We start from the raw sequence: 15,228 nt of genomic DNA, 5'->3' as shown, positions 1-15,228 counted from the left end.
ACATGAAGAGTAATGTCGACCTGACCAACGCCGTCTGGGCCAAGAGCGAGATGTCCAACGGCGGTAACAACTGCCTCGAAGTCGCCTTCGTAGGCGATGTCGTGGCGCTGCGGGACTCCGTGGACGTGGGCGACCCGGACGCCCAGGTTCTCATCGTCTCCCGCAAGGACTACGAGCTCTTCACGCAGAGCGTCCGGGCCGGGCAGAGCAACCTTCTCCCGTAACTGCGCTCGCGTGCGGCAAACCAAAAACCGCCCCCCGGCCATGAGGCTGGGGGGCGGTTGTTCATGCTGCGGTCAGCTCGTCGTATCCGTCAACGTACTGGCGGCCGTTCAGCCACGCCGCGAGCTTGCCGACGCCTCGTTCGAGGCGGTACCGGACCGCCCGGTCCGTCACGCCGTCCTCGGCCGCGATCTCCTGGTCCGGCCAGTCGAGCCCGTACCGGAGGAAGAGGGCACGACGCTCGCCCTCGGAAAGCTCGCACAGAGCCCAGGCCCGGCGGATGTCCGCCAAGTGGGCGAACAGTGTCCCCGCGGATCGGGGGTCGACCGTGCCCTTCGGCATGTCGGCGTCCGGGGCCTGCGGATTCCGTATGCCGTACGCGGCCTCCGGAGACCACACGGCAGGGAGTAGATGTTCGACCAGGCGCCTGTCGTACCCGCTCACAGAAGACCCCTCTCCGCCCCGTTCAGCGCCACCTCGTAGGAGAGGTGCCGGGACTGATGCCGCAGCTCGGTCAGCCAGCGGTTCCGGAGCTGCTGGCACAGCCAGCGGTGCAGCAGGCCGGCGCCCTTGGCCAGCAGCTCGCGTGCCTCGGCCGCCTTCTCCGCCACGATGAGCGTCGCCTCCTGTCGAGCGTCGGCAGCTTCCAGGGCGAGGCCGTAATCCATGCCGAACTTCCCGGCCACCACGTTGATCACCTGCTGCACCTGCGGCTCGTCGAGGACCGTCCAGTCGAAGGCGTCGCTCATCGGACCACCTCCTTCACGGGGACCTGACCGTCCTTGGTGAGGGCGACGATCAACCCCGGCGCCCCCGTGGTGCCCTTCGCGTGGCGCCACCACGTCGATTCGCTCTCCATCGCCGGAGGCTGGATGAACGTCCGCAGCCCGTCCGTGTCCACGAACTCGTGATGGAGGTGGCCGGCGAGAAGAACGTCGGCCTGGTGCATGGCGGAGTCCTTGTTGAACGCCTGGCCACGCCACCATTCCCAATGCTTGCCCGGCCTCCACTGGTGTCCGTGAGCGTGGGCCACCGTCGTCCCCGCGCAGTCGACCACTACCGTCAGCTCGTCGGTGTCCGGCACGTAGCACTCGACATGCCCGTACAGCTCGTCGTTCAGGGCGAGCGCATCCCGAACAGCGATCAGTGACTCCGTATCGTGGCTGTCGTCGTACCGGGTCACACCCCGCCCGGCGATGCGGACCGCCTCGCCGTGGTTGCCCGGCACAGCTGCCATGGACACGCGCTCGGCCAGCGGAGCGAACGTGAGGGCGGTGTGCAGCATGACACGGCGGGTAAGCCGGATCTGCTCCGTCAAGGTCAGGCCCGTCCGCCACGCGTTCGCGCCCCCCTGGCTCTGGAAGCCCTCGATGTGATCGCCCAGCCAGCCCACGTGAACGTGCCCAATGTCCACGCGGCCCCGGTACACGTCGAGCAGCTCGGCCGCGCGGTCGATGCACTCCACCGTGCGACGGAGAGTGCCCTCCACACCATCACCGTCAGTTTTCCCGAACTGCATGTCGCCCAAAGCGATCACGAACGCGTGGTCCCCCTCGGGGAGGCCACCGACCGGCCAGCGCGGCTCGTAGGAGTCGACCACGGCCAGCAACTCGTCGATGTCCGGCGTGATCTGAGCGGTGGCGGCCTTCCTGGCGAACTGGAAGCGCGTCGAAAGCCCGGTCTGGCCGTTCGGCATCGTCCACTCGGAGGACCGGAACCCCTTTACCTCCCACTCGGCAGGGTCGAGCCCCTGGGCCTTCAGGCAGGCCGCTGCGCTGCCCTGCGGGTCCATCCCTTCGGGGCCGCGGACGGTGACCTCGGCCGCGTCTCCGTTCACTTCGATCTGTCGGGTGAAGTCGCGGTCAGGGTCGGCCGGGCGGCCTGGTATGGAGGGGCCCACGGGCTTGGACAGAAGCTCGTCGAGGAGATCGCTCAAGAGGGGTTCTTCGCTTCCTGGCGCAGCCGGCGCCGGTACGTGCGGATGGTCGATGCGGAGATGTGGTGTCCGTAGCGGGCGAGAATCCAGACCAGATCCTCGGCAGCCGTACCGCCGAGGAGGTGTCGTCCGAGGTGTTCACGCTCGACGGGATCAAGGGCCTTCCAGATGCCGACGAGACGGGGGCCGGGCTTGCCCGGCAGTTCCTCGTTCACGTCGTCTCCCGGTCGATGTCCTCCACGGCGGCGACCGCGAGAGCGGCCAGACGGACAAGGCCGGATCGGGCGTTCTTCGGCTCCGCTTCGGCGAGGGCGCCGTACAGGGCGGCGAGGAGGGAGGCGTCCCATCCGGGCCTCTCGGCGAGCCGGCGACTCGTCTCGACCGACCGCCACCTGTTCGCCTCGCGCTGGTAGTGGACCTTGGCCTTGGTGGGGCGCTGGCCGCCCGCAAGGGGGATCGGCTCGGCTTCGACGGCCTTCCGCTCCGCCTTCACCTCAGCGAGGATGGCCGTCGCCGGGTTCGTCTTGCGGCCCGCCGGCCTCTTCGTCTTCGTGGTCGTCTCAGTCAATCGGGTGTTGCTTTCGTCGTGGGGTGCGGTCACGCGGCCAGGCGGTAGGCGTCGGGAATGCGGGCAGCGGTCGGGCAGAGATCGATCAGGGCCTCCGGGCCGCCGGCCATGTACGTCTCGGTGACATCGCCGTCGCGCAGCCGTACGCCCTGCGCGGTCCTCAGGGACCGCGAGATGCGCGTCACCAGCTCGGCGCCGGCCTCGTCCGGGTCACCCCACACCCACACCTTCGAGAAACCGGCGAGCATTCGCCTGTGCCGGGGCTGCCAGAGGGCGGCGCCGGGTACGGCGGTCGCGTGGAAGCCGATCCGGCGCAGGGTGATGGCGTCGAGCTCGCCCTCCGTCACGTGGATCTCGTCGCCCGCGCGGTGAATCGCGTCGACCCCGTACAGCCTCGGCGGATCGTCCTTCAGCGTGTTGTACTTCCCGTGCCGGAAGGCGCGGTGGTCGTGGTCCTGAAGGCACCGGAACCGAATCGTGAGCGGGTGACCGTCGTGGGCGAGGTACGGGATCGCCAGGCGCCCTACCTGCCGCTCGTGGCCGGGGAAGGGGTCAACGACGACGCCAAGCCGGTACGTAGCCGCCTCGTCCTTCGTGATGCCGCGCCCGAGGAGATGTCGAGCGGCGTCCGCCGTAAGCGCTGCCTGATAGCTCGCGGTCGCTTCCTCCAGCATCTTCCGTTGCGAGGGAGAGAGAGGCCGCAAGGGCTCGTGCTCGGGCAAACGTCACGCCTTCCTTCTTCATCAACAGTGAGTAGCTGTCCCCGCCTTCGCCGCAGGAGTGGCACTTCCACAGGCCGCGGTCGAGGTGGTACGAGAGCGAGGGGGTGTTGTCTTCGTGCAGCGGGCACGGGGCCATGCCTGTGGCTCGCCCGGGGTTGTAGTCGACTTCGTAGTGATCCAGAACGGCCGCGAGGGTGGGCTTCTCCTGGTCCTGGTCCTCGAAGTCCCGCAGCCGTCGAAGGTTCACGGGAGCATCCATTCGTCCAGGTCGTGCATCCAGATGTCGAAGAACTCCTCCAGCTCCATGAGGAGTTGACCGTCGAAGTCGAGATCGTTGAGGCAGTCAAGGAACGCCTCGAACCCGCAGACTTCCTCGGCCGGCATCACGCGATGCGCTCCCCCCGGAAGAAGCGGGCGTGCGGGTCATAGCCGAGATCGCCGAGGCCCTGCGGGGTGGTGAAGTCGTCCAGGAGCTCGCGCAGCTCCCGGCGCAAGCGGGCCTGCTCTTCGGCCTCTTCGTGCTGTCTCACGCCGCCTCCGCAGGCAGGTCGAAGAATTCGCCCACCGTGGTCAGCACGTAGGCGTCACGCCAGCTCGCGCCCCGGCGCCGGACGATAACCACGACCTCCACCTCTCGTGGGTCGAGGCCCCGGTGCCGCGCATAGTTGTCGCGTTCCCGGAGGGCCTCCTTCAGGAAGGGACCCGGCTGGAACTGTGCGTTCTTCGTCTCGATGATCAGGAACCGGCGGTGGCGGGCGGGCTCGTCCCGCCGTACGACGTGATCGCCCTCGTCCTCCGCGCCCGTCAGGCGGAGCCGTTCGATGTCGAAGCCTGCTGCCCGCAGCTCGTTCCGGAGCTCCGCCTCCCAGCGGGCGCCGGCCCTCTTGTTTCGGCGATTCCGTGCCGCTATGTCTGTCACACTAAGCCTTTCAGGTCAAGACTTGTCGAGCACGGCCGTGGGTGACCAGGGCTTCGGCTCGGGCTGGGAGAAGAGCGTCATCCGCTCCACCTTCGAGAAGCGGGTCACCTCCGGGTGGCACCGCAGGGTCGCGTAACGCCGGCCCGTCGGATCGCAGGGGCCCATGCGTTGTTTGATCACCGCTATGCGGTACTCCAGGCTGTTCGGGTCCAGCGCCACGGAGAGCGAGAGCTCCGGCTTCTCGCTCAGGCCACCCTTCACCTGATCGCGGCTCGGCGGTGCCCACGGATCGCTCTTGGCCTCCCAGGACTTGTCAGACGCGTGGTGAAGGATGATCACGGTCGCGCCCGTCGCGCGGGCCAGCTCGGTCGCGTTGGACATCACGGCCATCTGCTCGGTGTAGTCGCTTTCCGCGCCTTCGAAGTCCATGAGGTTGTCGAAGACGACGACCTCCGGGTAGGCGTCCCAGAGCTCGACGTACGCCTCCAACTCCTCGTCGACCGCGCGCCACGTGATCGGGCTGCCGAACGAGAAGGTGATCCGCGAGTCCCGCAGTGCGTTCACGTACGTCTCGCGATACCGGCCGCCAGCAGACATCCCGGCCTCGACCATCTCCGTGGTGTCGCCGGTCGCCATGCTCGCGAGGCGGCTGCTCGCAGTAAAGGCGCTCATGTCCGCGCTGAAGTACAGGGTGGGCAGGTTCATTTGGGCGACCCAGTACAGGGCCAGGCCACTCTTCTGCGTCCCCGACCTGCCAGCAATCATGATGACTTCGCCGTGACGCGGCCGACAGCCCATGTTGTAGAGCGCCTCGAACGCTTCCACGCGCGGCAGCTCGCGGCCCGATTCGGCATGCATCGTCAGCGAGCGACCAGGGGTCAGCACTCGGTGTCTCCTTTCTGTCTGGGCGGGGGCGACCCAACGGCCGCCCCTGCGCCGGCGCTGCGTCAGTCGAAGTCAGGGGCCGCAGCCGCAGCCGCGTCCACGGCCGCATCACGCTGCTCGCCGTACGCCACGACCGCGTTGACGATCTCCGGGTCCGTCACCGGCTTCCAGACCCACGCCGGGTTGCCGCCGGGCTTCTTCGACGGCACCTGATCCACCGTGACGAGCACGGCCTGACCGACGACCGACTCAAGGTCACGGGCAAGCACCGTCTGCTCGATGCGCTGCCCCTGGTTGATCTCGGGGGCGCCGCCGAGCTGCTCCCGCGACTTCCATACGGAGATGTCGGCGAGGACGGAGTCCTTCGGCCCGTTCGGCGTCGGCCGCTGCCTGTCGAAACCCTTGACCTCGACGAGGATCGCGACGGCATCGGCCACGTCCCGCGGCTTGAACCAGCCGCCGTTGGAGGAGGGAAGAGAAGCGAGGTTCAGTGCCACTAACTAGGCTCCTTTGGTTGGGTGTTGGGGTTATCGGCTGATGCATCGGGCGGGCATGTCGCCTGCCGAGATCCAGAGCCAGACGGAAGGCGTGACCATAGTCACGAGCACAGCGAGGTAAGTCGCCAGGAACCGGCGGTCGTCCTTCCTCATGCGCCGGCTTTGAGGGCCCGGCCGCGGGCCTTCCAGGCGTCCATCACGGCCTGGTCAGCGAACGCCTGCTGGTTGGTGGCCCACAGCTTCTTCAGCTCGTCCGTGGTCTGGCAGGCGGCGATCTGCTCCAGTAGCGCGCTCGCCGGCCCCTGTTCATGGCTCGGCGCCGGAGCGGCCTGGGCGGCAGCCCACGGGTCCTCGCTGGGCGCTGCGGGCTTCGGGGACGGCACGATCGTGGCCCCCAGCTCGCGGACGAACGTGGCGACGCCTTGAGCCGTCTTCGAAGCCTCGTTGACCAGCTCGTGAAGGCTCAGATTCGTCACACTTTCCCGTTCGAAGCCGAAGAACGTGGCCACGTCCTCGTACACCTCGTACGAGGTGCCACGGAAGACCGCCCACCAGTCGTCATGGTTCTTACCGGACTTCACGGTCACCGTCACGGACCGATGTATGTCGCTCAAACTCACCCCTCTCGGACGCGCCGCTCCTCTGGCGCTATGTTCAAGTTACACGTTGAAGTCCGGCGAAACAAGCTAAAACGGACAAAGGGCGCTCCGGTTCTTTGAGCGCAGGGCCCGCGTGATCCGCGCCGCCTGCGCGGCCTCCCAGCCGAGGCGCAGATCGGCCCAGTAGGGCGTGCACTCGCCCGATCCGGCGGGCAGGTGGATGATGATGCCCCAGTCCTGGTTGACGGCCGGGGCCGGCGAGTACGCCTCACTTGCGAGCGCGGCCGGCACCTCGCGCCGCTTCCACGCGGCCAGCGCCTTCTTGTCCCGGTCGTCCACGGGAAACTTCGTGTGGTCGTACAGCTCGCCCCGGCTGTAGACCGCGAGCTGAGCAGCCATCTTCAGGCGGCTGTACTCCACGCTGCCGGTCTTCAAGTCCGCAATGAACAAGCCCGAAATGGGCCTGCCGTCCGGGCCCGGCCCGCTGTATCGCACGATGCGGTCGAAGGTGCCGCCTACGCCGAGCTCATCAACCACGACGAAGGTCTCGACGGCCACCACGTCGAAATCCGCGGTGGCTATTTTGTACGCGGCCATGTCCGCCAGGTCCGAGGCGGAGGCCCCGCGCGGCAGCGGTTCGCCTCGATCCACGTACTCAGACAGGGTGTGCAGGTGTGTGCCCCGCTCGCGCCGGTCGTTGGCCCCGGCGGCGCCCATCGCACGTTCGGCCAGCGCATCCAGCTCAGCTTTGCCCTCTCGGGTGGTGTGGTCCACGTTCGCCGAACGGGCCACGAGCGAGGGCGTTCTCGCCGCTCCGACGAGCGTCATGCGCTGACGCCAGGCGCCGAGCGCCGCCTTGTCCTCGATGGCGTCGACGAAGGTCGTCGTGCGTGTCAGGCTGCGCGGCTTGCCGCCGCCCTTGGGGACGACAAGGGGCCGCCCCCTGCCGTCACGTGGTACGGACAGCGAGGGGGCGGCGGGGAGAGTTGCCAGGCTCAGTGGCGGCATGAAGGGGCGTCCTCCGGGAAGTCGACTATGGGGATCAGGGGCACACGCACGGCATCGCCGACGAGCTCTTGCTCTTCGTCCGCCTCGGGCGCGAGCGTGAGGCCCAGCGAGGCGGCGCGGGCCAGAGCCCGCCTGAAGTCGGCACAGAGGTAGTTGCGGCTCAAGGTCAGGTGGAAGTCGTACTGGCTGGCATCCGCATGCAGGTGGACGGTCCCGAGTGTCTCGCTGACACCAGTCCGGGCGGTGTGGTGAGTGCTGCGACCCCTTGGTGCTGTGGTGTGCGCCACTCGATCATCCCTCCCTTGGTGTACCTCCGGGATGTGGCTGTACACCTTCGCCGTTCGTCGTGCTCCGGACACAGTAGTACGTTCCGTAGTTGCCCCGGTCAACCTTGAGAAGGATATGAAAGCCATACCTGCATCCCGCAGGACGATGCGCCAGCAGGACAAGGTGGATACCGTAGGGGAAACGCACGCGCCCCCGGAGAGAGGAATCTCCGAGGGCGCGTGAATTTGATGCGGGGTCAGGTCGCGCGAGGTCGCTTGGTCGTCTTTTCCGGCGGGCGGCGGATAAGGTCGTCATCCGACTCTTCCCGAGGGACGAGGAAAAATCCTTCCTCTGTATCGGGGTTGTAGTACACGACGGCATCCTTGGCCTTCAGGTCGCGGAGCCATGCTTCGAGCCTCTGCTCCATGTCCGCGCTGAGCTCCTTGCCATCTCGCCGCCGGGCCTCCGCGCGCAGCATGGTCAGGTCGTAGCGGTAACGATGCTCTTCCTTGACGTGCCAGGGGATCAGGTCGTCATCTCGCGTAATTCGGCGCTGCATAAGGTGTCGCCGACGGTAATTAGCCCACATCGAAATGCTGGTCTCGCGGCCGTACAGTTCCTTGTACTGCTGGACCATCCAGGCATAGGTTTTACCTTGCTGGAACCACTTGAGGACTTCGTTCTCGTCGACGATTTTCGTGGGTGCGGGCATGTCTCCCCTTCGCCTTCCTTGTGGGGGCCGCGCGCCTACTCTGACGCCCGCGCCGACACGGCTGCCAAGGGCTTCTCCCCCTCCTCTTGCCGTATACGGTTACACATTCACCATAGGCTAGTCAACGTGAAACGTGTCCAAGCGTTGATCCTGGAGGGGTAGATGGAGATTGTTGTCACATTGCGTGACGTAGACGCTGCGCAGGTGCCAACCGGGCGCCTCACCATCTCGGTGAACGTTGATCTCGGGGGAGGCGAGACCCAGACATTCGAACGTAAATTCGAAATCCCCTCAGGGGACGGGGCGGCGGAAATGGCGATCCAGCCCGCCAAGCCAAAGGCCACGGCGAAGAAGGCGCCCGCCAAGAAGGCTGCCAAGACCCCCGCGCGCAAGAAGCCCAGCAGCACTCGGGCCCGGAGTGTGGTGAGCGTGGAAGAAATCGAAGCGCTGGCCAGGCGAAACCGGGAGAAGCAGCAGGGGGACAACGCCTGACCACGCGCCCCCGCCAGCCACGGAAGGCCGGCGGGGGCACCCGCTACTCGGTGTCCGTCTCCTCGCCGCTCGGCGCGACCACGCCGAGGGCGGTCATCACCTGGACGATCACGGCAACCTCGGGCCGGTCAGCGAACACCACGGCGGCGATGCTCACCAGGACACCCAGGGCCGCGAAGGCGGCCCCGACTCGCGAGCGGTAACGGACGGGCAGGGCGGAGAGGAGGGCAGAAGCAGGCTTGCGGTGCTTGCTCATCGGCGCCCCACCTGCCTCTGGAGGGCCTTGAAGCCGGTCGCTCCGATCGCGGGATCGTAGGTCTTGCCCTTACTCATGTACTGCGGGTTCTTCCGATGGAAGCGAGCCACCGCGGCCTGAGTGTTCTTCCCGTAGTAGGTGGTCACCGCACCCTCGATCGGGCCGTATCCGGCCGCGATGAGCAACCGCTGAAGGTCGGCTACCTGCGGGTGGGTGGCGCCGGGCTTCACCCCGCTCTTCAGGGCCACGATGGACGATGCGGCCTTCGGTGCAGCCATCAGTCGCTGCCAGGTGGACGGGCCGGGGTAGCCGTCCGCGTCGGAGCCGCTCCAGCCCTGAGCCCGCTGGAAGGCGGCCGTCGCGTTCTTGTCGGCCAGGCCGAAGGTCGGGCCGGGGCCCTCCTTGTAGTACGAGCCGTAGCCGTGGGCCACGAGTCGCTTACCCAGGACCGTGACGGCCGGGTGGCTCTTGCCCAGGACGAAGGCCGAGTTGCCGGGGTAGCTCTTGCCGTCCCAGGTGGAGGACCCGGACGCGGACGAAGAGGCCGGCGCACCCTTCACCAGCTCGATCAGGCGCTTGATCGGAAAATTACCGGGGTCACCGTGCGAGTTCTCCGGTACATGCTGATGCCCAGCGATTCCCGCAAAGTTGTTCCACTCGGAGAAGGACATCCGCTGACCGCCCGCCGAACCGTACGAAGACGGGTACGGGAGCCACGGCTTCGACGTCGAGACAACCGGGATGGGGTACTCGGAGGTCAGCCACTTCACGAGATCGACCAGGGCCGCCATATCGGCGTCGGAGGCGTCCGGCCAGTACAGGCCGGGGCCGCCCTTCGTGCACGTGCCCACCAGCTCGATCTGGACCGCGTTGAGCGTGTTGGTCTGGACGCCGCCCGGCCTGTTCTCCAGCGCTCGGCTCGACTCGTTGGCCGCGAAGTGCTGCCGGACCTGGCCACCCTTCACCGTGAAGTTCGGCGCCATGGAGCCGCCCGAGTAGCTCGGCCACGAGTTGCCCTCAGTCGTGTGCAAGATGATCACGTTCGGGTGCGGCATGGTGTCGCCGGGGTAGGCCGTCGAGAACCACTGGGTGGTGGTGTCGGCCTTCGGATACTTCAGTGCAGACAGGGGGTGTCTCCTTCTGGACATGCGAAAGGCCCCGCCGGACGGGCAGGGCCTCGGGAAAAAGGGAAAGGTCAGCGGGGATCGGCGGTGACGCCCATGTGGTGGTCAAGCCGCTCGGCGACCGCCAGGCGCTCAACACGCTCGTGGGACAGGTCGGCCCGGAGAGCGGCGATGTCCCGGCTGTGCTCCGTCTGGCCTGCGAGTACGCGGTCGAGGCCGGCGATCACACGGTCAAGGTCGTCGCGCAGATTCGTTTGGTGTGTGTTCGACACCTGCTCGCGCACCTCGCCCATGACGCGGTGCTGGCGCCGAAGCAGTTCGGCGACGGCGCCCACCAGGGCGACAGCGACCGCGCCCGCAGCGGAGATCAGGGCGGCGACAGTGGTAGGGGCCATGGTCAGGCCGCCTCCCCGAAGCGGGCCTCAATGGCCGCGAGCCGGGACTCCAGAGCGTTGATGCGTGCGGCCTGGTCCTGGACGACCGGCAGGAGCGCGACGCCAAGAAGGTCGTACCGCAGGCCATCGACCTGGCCCTCGTGATAGTTGACCAGCCAGGGAAGATGCTGCTCGACTTCCTCAGCGATCAGCCCGACCTCGTTCTTCCGGGCGTTCGGCTTCTCCTTGGTCGGCTTCCGGTCGTAGATGACCGGCCGCAGGGCCAGCACGTCCGCCGGGTCGATCTCGTGGTCCCGGACGTTCTGCTTGAACCGGATCGACGATGTGTTCCGGCAGAACTGCCCGTCCCCTTCGACCCACACGGCGTACCAAGTCCCACTGCCTGAGGCCGAGTTCGTGTGTGGCCTCTTGCTGCCGTTGGCCCAAGAGATCGTCGAACCAGAGGTGAGGTACTGCGAGTGCGAGTGGCTCGACGGAGGGAAGGTGCTCGGCTTCGACGTGATCGACGACCAAGAGTGCGAGTGGGAGGCCGGCGGATAGGTCGCGGGCTTCCCGGAAACGTCGTCCCACGTGTGCCCATGGGATGAAGGCGGGAACGTGCCGGGCTTCCCCGTCACCTCCGACCACGAGTGCTCGTGCGACGTGGGCGGGAACGTGCTGGGCTTGCCGGACACCGAGGACCACGAGACGGCCGGCGCCAGGTCCCGCCAGGCAGCCCCATCCCAGAATTCCCATGTCGTGGAGGTGCGGTTGAAGCCGAGGTCGCCCAGGCGGGGGCTGGTCGGGCGGGTGCTGGTCCACCAGCTACCGGTGAACGTCCGGGCAAACTGCCGGGCCTCCGTGATGTCCTCGGCCGTGATGGTCGTGACGGAGGCGCCCACGGCGACCCAGGCGAGGCGGATCTCGTACACGCCCGTATCGGTCTGTGTCAGTGCCGGGGAACTGCTGCCAGGGGTGCCCTTCAGTACCGCCAGGCTGATGCCGTTGGTCGCCGGGTCGAGCCGCAGGACTACAGCGTCCGTGCGGGCCGCCGAGTCGGCCGCAGCGATCGGCAGCGTCTCAACTGCGGTCGACTGCACGGCGTGCCCGCGCACCAGGGCGAAGCCCGGCTGGACCTTGATCTTCATGCCGGTGGAATCCGCGGTGACCTTGAAGGCGGTCGAGTCCGACGAAGCGGCTACGCCCGAGGAGAGCTCGCGGAAGAGCAAGCTCCACTGGGACTCGGTAACGGCCTGATTGTCGAAGGGGTAAGAGGTGATGGCCAAGAACGAACTCCGGGGTCAGGCAGATAGGCCAATCCAGAAGCGGTTGGCCCCGTTGAGCATTGAGCTGATGGAGATGGAAGCGGGGGCCGAGCTGCCACCGGACGCGTAGTAGCCGAAGCGCCGTACAGTGCTCGGGCCGAAGAAGTTCGGCGGTGATCCGGCACTGCTCTCGGCTGCGAGCAGCATCGGGCCGTCGCCTGCGGTGGTGTTGTAGACCATGCGCCAGGCCACGTAGTAGATGCCGGCCGCCAACGTGACGGAGGAGGACAGAGGGCTGGAGATCGCGGCCCCGCCCTGGTTGTGGGCCTCGGCAGGCTCGTATGCCGTCGTGGACATGTCGCCCGTTGCGGCCACGCACTTGCCGGTCGAGTCGTAGATCGCAGCCCAGCTCCCGGAGGTCAGACCGCCGGCGTAGCCGGTCGCGTGCCACACCACACGGCTGACCGTCGTGGACTGCCGCAGCCGTACAGCTGTCACCCGGATCGGCCCCGATCCCGGGAACAGGCCAACCGAGTGGGCGAGAACCGGGTCGAAGGCCCAGGCCACGAGACCGTGGTCCTCGGGGGCGAACTCGTTCGGCAACACGACCTGTGCTACCGGAAGTTGGGAGGTCGGGACCTTCCCCGACGTGTCCAGCGAAGCGGGGCCGCCGGCCTTCCCCAGCGCAGAAGTGGCGATGGCGCCCACATCCGCAGCGGTAAGTGTGATGGCCGGTCCGGTCTTACCGTTCACGGTGTCGACGGAGCCGCTACCCGGCTCGCCCTGCGGTCCCGGTGGACCCTGTGGTCCAGGTTCACCCTGCGGTCCCGTATCGCCCTTCGGGCCCTGTGGGCCGGTCGGCCCTGTCGCGCCGGTGGCACCCTTGATGCCCTGCGGACCCTGTGGTCCTGCCGGGCCGGGGGCGCCTGTGTCGCCCTTGGGACCTTGGGGTCCTGCCGGGCCGGTCGCACCGGTCGGGCCGACGACACCAGCGTCCTCCGGAGCCGGATAGACGGAGAGCCCCATCAGGCGGCCACCTCCACGCCGCTGATGTGGACGAAGCCGCCGACGCTGTTGCCCTGGAGCTCGATGCTTTCGCCGGCCGTGAGGACCTGGGAGGTTTCCAGCGTGAGCAGCCCGGTCGGGGCGATGCCGACCTTCGCGAGCGCGGGAGTGCCCGCCAGGCTGAGCGAGAGGGCCGCAGCCGAAGAGGCCGGATTGGTGGCCACCACGTTCGTGACCACGGTCGTCAGGTTCTTGGGGACGGTGTACACCGCCGTCGAGTCGGCGGGGATCGCCCCCCGGTACAGGGTCCTTGGCGTTGCCGCCATTCACCACACTCCCATGATCGTCATGATGTGAAGGTCCGGATCGCCGCCGGACTCGGCAGTCCGCTCCAGAGCGGATACGCGTGACTCGGTGCTCGTCACCCGGTCAGCCACGGATGCGTTCGGATCGAACCCCGAGGGGTCGCCGAGCTGGGCGCCCAGACGGAAACCGTCCTCGTCGGCCTTGATCACCAGTCCGGTGACGGTGCTGACGAGCTCCTGGCCGCCCGCGATGACCGTCACCCGGTCACCCAGGCCCCAGTCGCGACCGAAGTCCATGAAGGGGGAGTCCTCAACCGGTACGGCCTGCACTGCGACGGCAGTGTCACCCTTCTCGGCCAGTACCTCGTCGCCGGCCTGCCTCAGCTCGGCAAGGTCGTTGGTCTGCCGTTGGTCCACGAACCGTTCGATGCGCCTGTTCCAGTCGGCTTCGGCCGCCTGCGAGGTCTCGTTGTCGACCGACACGAAGGTGCGGTCCTCCAACTCGCCTTGTCCGGCGACGATGACCCGCGTCGCTCCCGGAGGAGATACGGCAACGCGCTGACCGGAGAGCGTTCCCGCAAGCACGTCGAGCCGGACTTCACGGGTACGGTCCTGTACCGCGTACGTCTCGAAGACCAGCTCGCGACCCCGCTGCACGATGCGAAAGCCCAGATCCGCGGTGACCGCTATCTCCGTCAGCAGCTCCCCGAGTTGGGGGAAGCGGGCGCTCTTGGTGATCACCGGACCCCGCGCGTAGTCGGCGCCCATGGTGAGGCCGGCACGGCGCCGAGCTGGTGGTGCGAGCGGTCCGCAGTTCGCCGCGACGTACTGATGCATCAGCGTCTCGGCGGGGCCGGTTCGGGTGTCGTGACCCGTGCTCTGCGTGGTCGCGTCCGGGTTGCCCGGCTCGGGCCAGGCCAGCATGTCCGAGAGGATCGAGCTGTCCGAGATCCCCGAGAAGGAGATCGAACCCCGCCGGTCGTCGGCTGTGGCCGCGTACTCGGAGGAGCTGACCGGCCCAGACATGAGGACATCGGTCGGGCCGGTGATGATGACGCCCGCTCCCGGCAGCCTGAGGGCCTGCGCGAGGGGGTGCTCGCTCGGCAGGGTCATCGCCCAGGTGCCGACGTTGTTGAACGCGTCCTCTACGGTCAGCGACAGATCCTCGGGGCGGACGAGCCCGAGCCGCGTGAGGTGCTTGTCCCGGACCTCGACGGTGAGGTCATCCAGCTTCAGCTAGACCACCATCCACTTCCGGGGCTGCCACGAGCAGATCACCTTGGACGCCGCCGTCGTGTCGAGCAGGGTCACGTTCGCCGTGCTCGTCCCGGCCGGGATCGTCCAGAAGCGCGGCGCGGGCCCCACGTCGCTGTACCTGTTGGCGCCTGTCCCGTCCGTGACCGTGCCGTCGCGGGTGCGGACGATCAGTCGCTCCCCGGCCGCCAGCGTCCCGTTCCAGCGCAGGGCCTCACCAGTCGGCGAGGTCACTGCCAGGTTCGAGCCGGGGCCGTGGATCTCCCACGTGGGGTAGGCCGGCGCATCTCCCGCGTTCTCCAGCGTGATGTCGCCGATGGCCTGCGAGGCGGTCAAGGGCATGGATACCAGGGAGGACAGGAGGGGAGTCCCGCGCTCCCCTCCCACGGCCTGCGCCGAGACGGTGGCGGCCGTGAAATAGGGGTCCGGGGCCCGGAGGCTGATCACCGTCTGCACGTCGTACTCGGTGCCGGTCAGGTCGATTTCACCGCCCCCGGTGCGGTAGACGCTCGTCGACCACCTGACCCCTTCGTCGTCGACCACCACGAGCGTGCACTCGTCCGCCATGGCTCGCGCCAGCCGGGAAATGAGCTCCCGCAGGTGCGCGCGGTCGCGGCCCACGATGTCCAGGGGCATGTCGATGTCTCGGGAAAGCACCCGCTGACCACGCCAGCGGGCGCCGTCCCCCGCGCCTTCGAGCCACTGCGGGGAAACCGAGGGCAGCCCGAACCCCGTGAGACCGGCCGTCGCCTGGAATCCGTGGCCTTTTTCTGCGTATTCGTTCAAGTCGAGCGAGTCGCTCGCGGTCTCCAATCTGA

The 15,228-nt window shown here is 67.7% G+C and carries 26 protein-coding genes; 2 read left to right on the top strand and 24 right to left on the bottom strand.

Translation table 11 applies throughout. From position 1 onward, the window contains the following. The first annotated feature begins 2 nt into the window (after positions 1-2). Positions 3-224 carry a DUF397 domain-containing protein gene (locus tag ABZ340_RS07620; protein ID WP_358780825.1) on the top strand — a complete coding sequence of 74 codons (222 nt, stop codon included), beginning with the start codon at positions 3-5 and terminating at the stop codon, positions 222-224. Positions 225-285: 61 nt separating this feature from the next. On the opposite strand, the gene ABZ340_RS07615 is transcribed toward ABZ340_RS07620, so the two are convergent. The 16 genes from ABZ340_RS07615 to ABZ340_RS07540 form a co-directional block, all read right to left on the bottom strand. Continuing rightward, positions 286-621: a sigma-70 region 4 domain-containing protein gene (locus ABZ340_RS07615; protein WP_358780824.1), complete on the bottom strand. Its 336-nt coding sequence runs from the start codon at positions 619-621 to the stop codon at positions 286-288. 41 nt (positions 622-662) lie between these two features. Beyond that, the gene (locus ABZ340_RS07610) at positions 663-971 is read right to left on the bottom strand and encodes a hypothetical protein (protein ID WP_358780823.1); all 309 of its coding nucleotides are present in this window, start codon (positions 969-971) and stop codon (positions 663-665) included. Then, a complete protein-coding gene (locus ABZ340_RS07605) occupies positions 968-2,158 on the bottom strand; it encodes a hypothetical protein (protein WP_358780822.1) in 1,191 nt (396 codons plus the stop codon). Before ABZ340_RS07605 ends, ABZ340_RS07610 begins: the two co-directional genes overlap by 4 nt. Beyond that, a complete protein-coding gene (locus ABZ340_RS07600) occupies positions 2,155-2,373 on the bottom strand; it encodes a hypothetical protein (RefSeq protein ID WP_358780821.1) in 219 nt (72 codons plus the stop codon). Before ABZ340_RS07600 ends, ABZ340_RS07605 begins: the two co-directional genes overlap by 4 nt. Then, positions 2,370-2,726 carry a hypothetical protein gene (locus ABZ340_RS07595; protein ID WP_358780820.1) on the bottom strand — a complete coding sequence of 119 codons (357 nt, stop codon included), beginning with the start codon at positions 2,724-2,726 and terminating at the stop codon, positions 2,370-2,372. Before ABZ340_RS07595 ends, ABZ340_RS07600 begins: the two co-directional genes overlap by 4 nt. A gap of 29 nt (positions 2,727-2,755) precedes the next feature. Continuing rightward, on the bottom strand, positions 2,756-3,397 hold the full coding sequence (locus ABZ340_RS07590; RefSeq protein WP_358780894.1) for a toprim domain-containing protein: 642 nt from the start codon (positions 3,395-3,397) through the stop codon (positions 2,756-2,758). Next, positions 3,279-3,707: a CHC2 zinc finger domain-containing protein gene (locus ABZ340_RS07585; RefSeq protein WP_358780819.1), complete on the bottom strand. Its 429-nt coding sequence runs from the start codon at positions 3,705-3,707 to the stop codon at positions 3,279-3,281. The genes ABZ340_RS07590 and ABZ340_RS07585 overlap by 119 nt, the downstream gene beginning before the upstream one ends. After that, positions 3,692-3,832: a hypothetical protein gene (locus tag ABZ340_RS07580; protein ID WP_358780818.1), complete on the bottom strand. Its 141-nt coding sequence runs from the start codon at positions 3,830-3,832 to the stop codon at positions 3,692-3,694. Before ABZ340_RS07580 ends, ABZ340_RS07585 begins: the two co-directional genes overlap by 16 nt. Beyond that, complete coding sequence (locus ABZ340_RS07575; RefSeq protein ID WP_358780817.1) at positions 3,832-3,978, bottom strand: hypothetical protein; 147 nt, start codon at positions 3,976-3,978, stop codon at positions 3,832-3,834. Before ABZ340_RS07575 ends, ABZ340_RS07580 begins: the two co-directional genes overlap by 1 nt. Beyond that, the gene (locus tag ABZ340_RS07570) at positions 3,975-4,367 is read right to left on the bottom strand and encodes a hypothetical protein (protein ID WP_358780816.1); all 393 of its coding nucleotides are present in this window, start codon (positions 4,365-4,367) and stop codon (positions 3,975-3,977) included. Before ABZ340_RS07570 ends, ABZ340_RS07575 begins: the two co-directional genes overlap by 4 nt. Before the next feature lie 15 nt (positions 4,368-4,382). Further along, on the bottom strand, positions 4,383-5,252 hold the full coding sequence (locus tag ABZ340_RS07565) for an AAA family ATPase (RefSeq protein ID WP_358780815.1): 870 nt from the start codon (positions 5,250-5,252) through the stop codon (positions 4,383-4,385). 62 nt (positions 5,253-5,314) lie between these two features. Beyond that, a complete protein-coding gene (locus ABZ340_RS07560) occupies positions 5,315-5,749 on the bottom strand; it encodes a hypothetical protein (RefSeq protein ID WP_358780814.1) in 435 nt (144 codons plus the stop codon). A gap of 149 nt (positions 5,750-5,898) precedes the next feature. Then, a complete protein-coding gene (locus tag ABZ340_RS07555) occupies positions 5,899-6,363 on the bottom strand; it encodes a hypothetical protein (protein WP_358780813.1) in 465 nt (154 codons plus the stop codon). Between the two features lie 72 nt (positions 6,364-6,435). Then, positions 6,436-7,356, bottom strand: coding sequence for a hypothetical protein (locus ABZ340_RS07550; RefSeq protein WP_358780812.1), 921 nt, complete (start codon positions 7,354-7,356; stop codon positions 6,436-6,438). Further along, a complete protein-coding gene (locus ABZ340_RS07545) occupies positions 7,344-7,643 on the bottom strand; it encodes a hypothetical protein (RefSeq protein ID WP_358780811.1) in 300 nt (99 codons plus the stop codon). The genes ABZ340_RS07550 and ABZ340_RS07545 overlap by 13 nt, the downstream gene beginning before the upstream one ends. A 236-nt stretch (positions 7,644-7,879) precedes the next feature. Beyond that, positions 7,880-8,335, bottom strand: coding sequence for a hypothetical protein (locus tag ABZ340_RS07540; RefSeq protein WP_358780810.1), 456 nt, complete (start codon positions 8,333-8,335; stop codon positions 7,880-7,882). Between the two features lie 162 nt (positions 8,336-8,497). On the opposite strand from ABZ340_RS07540, the gene ABZ340_RS07535 reads away from it, so the two are divergent. Continuing rightward, complete coding sequence (locus ABZ340_RS07535; RefSeq protein ID WP_358780809.1) at positions 8,498-8,827, top strand: hypothetical protein; 330 nt, start codon at positions 8,498-8,500, stop codon at positions 8,825-8,827. A gap of 43 nt (positions 8,828-8,870) precedes the next feature. Here the strand turns inward: ABZ340_RS07535 and ABZ340_RS07530 are convergent, their stop codons facing one another. The 8 genes from ABZ340_RS07530 to ABZ340_RS07495 form a co-directional block, all read right to left on the bottom strand. Next, the gene (locus ABZ340_RS07530) at positions 8,871-9,083 is read right to left on the bottom strand and encodes a hypothetical protein (RefSeq protein ID WP_358780808.1); all 213 of its coding nucleotides are present in this window, start codon (positions 9,081-9,083) and stop codon (positions 8,871-8,873) included. Then, entirely contained in the window at positions 9,080-10,138 is a 1,059-nt protein-coding gene (locus tag ABZ340_RS07525) for a peptidoglycan-binding protein (protein ID WP_358780807.1), read from the bottom strand. Before ABZ340_RS07525 ends, ABZ340_RS07530 begins: the two co-directional genes overlap by 4 nt. 140 nt (positions 10,139-10,278) lie before the next feature. After that, entirely contained in the window at positions 10,279-10,602 is a 324-nt protein-coding gene (locus ABZ340_RS07520; RefSeq protein ID WP_358780806.1) for a DUF2746 domain-containing protein, read from the bottom strand. Positions 10,603-10,604: 2 nt separating this feature from the next. Beyond that, a complete protein-coding gene (locus ABZ340_RS07515) occupies positions 10,605-11,867 on the bottom strand; it encodes a tail fiber domain-containing protein (RefSeq protein WP_358780805.1) in 1,263 nt (420 codons plus the stop codon). Between the two features lie 15 nt (positions 11,868-11,882). Then, positions 11,883-12,599, bottom strand: coding sequence for a hypothetical protein (locus ABZ340_RS07510; protein ID WP_358780804.1), 717 nt, complete (start codon positions 12,597-12,599; stop codon positions 11,883-11,885). A 272-nt stretch (positions 12,600-12,871) separates the two neighbouring features. Beyond that, positions 12,872-13,177, bottom strand: coding sequence for a hypothetical protein (locus ABZ340_RS07505; RefSeq protein ID WP_358780803.1), 306 nt, complete (start codon positions 13,175-13,177; stop codon positions 12,872-12,874). Further along, complete coding sequence (locus ABZ340_RS07500) at positions 13,178-14,317, bottom strand: siphovirus ReqiPepy6 Gp37-like family protein (RefSeq protein WP_358780893.1); 1,140 nt, start codon at positions 14,315-14,317, stop codon at positions 13,178-13,180. Between the two features lie 75 nt (positions 14,318-14,392). Beyond that, positions 14,393-15,223, bottom strand: coding sequence for a phage tail family protein (locus tag ABZ340_RS07495; protein ID WP_358780802.1), 831 nt, complete (start codon positions 15,221-15,223; stop codon positions 14,393-14,395). Positions 15,224-15,228: the final 5 nt, after the last annotated feature.

The sequence above is a fragment of the Streptomyces sp. NPDC006134 genome, assembly GCF_040628835.1.
In the GTDB taxonomy this organism is placed as follows: Bacteria; Actinomycetota; Actinomycetes; order Streptomycetales; family Streptomycetaceae; genus Streptomyces.
The sequence above is the reverse complement of the archived record's forward strand: the minus strand, read 5'-3'. Positions and strand labels throughout refer to the sequence as shown.

Excerpts from the sequence above, each read along its gene's own strand:
- ABZ340_RS07585 (WP_358780819.1), bottom strand. The coding sequence starts at position 3,707 with ATGGATGCTCCCGTGAACCTTCGACGGCTGCGGGACTTCGAGGACCAG.
- ABZ340_RS07520 (WP_358780806.1), bottom strand. The coding sequence starts at position 10,602 with ATGGCCCCTACCACTGTCGCCGCCCTGATCTCCGCTGCGGGCGCGGTC.
- ABZ340_RS07535 (WP_358780809.1), top strand. The coding sequence starts at position 8,498 with ATGGAGATTGTTGTCACATTGCGTGACGTAGACGCTGCGCAGGTGCCA.
- ABZ340_RS07530 (WP_358780808.1), bottom strand. The coding sequence starts at position 9,083 with ATGAGCAAGCACCGCAAGCCTGCTTCTGCCCTCCTCTCCGCCCTGCCC.
- ABZ340_RS07550 (WP_358780812.1), bottom strand. The coding sequence starts at position 7,356 with ATGCCGCCACTGAGCCTGGCAACTCTCCCCGCCGCCCCCTCGCTGTCC.
- ABZ340_RS07540 (WP_358780810.1), bottom strand. The coding sequence starts at position 8,335 with ATGCCCGCACCCACGAAAATCGTCGACGAGAACGAAGTCCTCAAGTGG.
- ABZ340_RS07610 (WP_358780823.1), bottom strand. The coding sequence starts at position 971 with ATGAGCGACGCCTTCGACTGGACGGTCCTCGACGAGCCGCAGGTGCAG.
- ABZ340_RS07620 (WP_358780825.1), top strand. The coding sequence starts at position 3 with ATGAAGAGTAATGTCGACCTGACCAACGCCGTCTGGGCCAAGAGCGAG.
- ABZ340_RS07525 (WP_358780807.1), bottom strand. The coding sequence starts at position 10,138 with ATGCCGCACCCGAACGTGATCATCTTGCACACGACTGAGGGCAACTCG.
- ABZ340_RS07580 (WP_358780818.1), bottom strand. The coding sequence starts at position 3,832 with ATGCCGGCCGAGGAAGTCTGCGGGTTCGAGGCGTTCCTTGACTGCCTC.
- ABZ340_RS07505 (WP_358780803.1), bottom strand. The coding sequence starts at position 13,177 with ATGGCGGCAACGCCAAGGACCCTGTACCGGGGGGCGATCCCCGCCGAC.